Origin of the sequence: uncultured Eubacterium sp. (assembly GCF_934295145.1) — a bacterium.
Lineage (GTDB): Bacteria > Bacillota > Clostridia > Lachnospirales > Lachnospiraceae > Eubacterium_I.
Genome location: NZ_CAKRAS010000113.1, coordinates 1 through 1,726 on the forward strand (window position 1 = coordinate 1; position 1,726 = coordinate 1,726).

Consider the following 1,726-nt stretch of genomic DNA (forward strand, 5'->3'; position numbering starts at 1 on the left):
ACCATGCTTGGAGGATTGCCGCCTGCCCATATGGAGGATGCCCGTTTAAAGGACAATTTTAAAGCTTATTTTAAAACGTCGGATGCGCAATATGTGTGGTATAAGGGTAGAACTTGGCGGGTGAAGATTACAAAAGTGTATGTATACGCGCAATGTTATGCTGCCATTATGACGGTTTTTACACAAATTAAACCATACCCACGCGTTGTTGGGATTGATATCGGTGGATTCACAACGGATTATCTGACAATGGTGCGTGGCACGATTGACATCGAGCATACGGATTCCCTAGAGCAGGGATTGACTCTTTTATATCAGACCATACATAAAAAGTGCTTAAAAAAGTTTGACGCGATCATCGAAGAGAGCGATGTGGATGCCATTTTAAGTGGGGACACCAGTCTGTATGATGAGGAGATCATTGCACTGGTGGAAGAAGAAGCACAGGCATTTGTAGACAGTCTGTTATCCTCTTTTCGTGAATTTCAGATTGACCTGAAACATTCCTTCGTGGTGTTCTTAGGCGGTGGAGCGATCCTTCTGAAAAAATATATTGAGAAATCCCCATTGCTTGGCAGATATATGTTTTTGGATGATATAAAAGGAAACGTACATGGATACAAATTGTTGTATCAGGTGATGCAAAAAAAGAAGGGTGAGCGATCATGAAAAAGAATCCCTATCAGTTTACGATCCGGTTTAACAGCACAATCGCTGGACACTGCCAGGCAGCGGCATTCTTAAACCGCTGCGGTACGCGTGCCAAGGCACATGTGATCGCGGAAGCACTGGACTTATATTTACGTGAGAAAAAGCAACTGTTAGGACTTGGGGAACTGGAGCGTATCGAAGTTGTACCGGAAGTGAATGGACAGGAGCAGAAAAAAGATAGCAGGCAGGAGAAAAAAGCAGACCAGAAAAAGGTTTCAAAGCCAGAGCCGGTTGTGTATGCACAGGAAGTGGAAGCACTTAATGAAGAAGACATGGATGCAATCGTTGCATCCCTTGCTGCCTGGGATATGGATGATTAGGGAGAAATGGAGAGTACATGGATATGAAATTATTAGACGAGGTAAAGAAAATGGCAGCACTGGATCAGGCGGATAAAGAATTTTTAAAACGGACGGAAAAACGGATGGGACATTTCCTCAAAGAAGGGATCGATTTGTTTTTCTGCTTCTTCTTCCGGCTGTGATCGCAAGTCTGTCAGATAAGTGAGGGCAGATGAGAAAAAAATTACAAGAGAAAAAGAAGCAGTGGATGGAATGGTTGACCGGGCTTTTTGCGAGAGGGAAAGAGCTGATAAAAACGGTCAGGGAACATATGGCAGAACTGAGCCGTGAGCAGGAGCTGGAAGAAAGAAAAATACAGGCATTAAAGCGGATGATCCGTTATGCGGGGGAACTCCTTCTTGTACTGTTTGTATTTTGTGCGCTGATGCAGCATGTGTGGATCGGTCAGGTACAGGGGGCTTCCATGCGTCCAACCTATCAGGAAGGACAGTTTATCTTACTCCTTCGTGGGAAGGAATATAACCGGGGCGATGTGGTAGGTGTGGAATATAGTGCCGGAGAAGAAAAGACCATATTGCTCAAACGGATCATTGCCATTGGTGGAGATGTGGTGTCCTGTAAGTATGGACAGTTATATGTCAACGGGCAGAAAATATCAGAATCCGATCATACAGTGGGAAAAACCTCGGATATTCCGGCACAGACGGTCCCAG

The 1,726-nt window shown here is 44.6% G+C and carries 4 protein-coding genes; all 4 read left to right on the top strand.

Features of this window, described 5'->3' with window-relative positions; all coding sequences use genetic code 11:
• The coding region (locus Q0I54_RS13240) for a ParM/StbA family protein (protein WP_296119353.1) at positions 1 to 669 on the top strand (669 nt) is incomplete at its 5' end.
• The gene (locus tag Q0I54_RS13245) at positions 666 to 1,031 is read left to right on the top strand and encodes a hypothetical protein (RefSeq protein ID WP_288619024.1); all 366 of its coding nucleotides are present in this window, start codon (positions 666 to 668) and stop codon (positions 1,029 to 1,031) included. The genes Q0I54_RS13240 and Q0I54_RS13245, both read left to right, overlap by 4 nt.
• A gap of 23 nt (positions 1,032 to 1,054) precedes the next feature.
• Positions 1,055 to 1,195 carry a hypothetical protein gene (locus tag Q0I54_RS13250; protein WP_288619026.1) on the top strand — a complete coding sequence of 47 codons (141 nt, stop codon included), beginning with the start codon at positions 1,055 to 1,057 and terminating at the stop codon, positions 1,193 to 1,195.
• Positions 1,196 to 1,224: 29 nt separating this feature from the next.
• The coding region (lepB, locus tag Q0I54_RS13255; protein WP_296119359.1) for a signal peptidase I at positions 1,225 to 1,726 on the top strand (502 nt) is incomplete at its 3' end.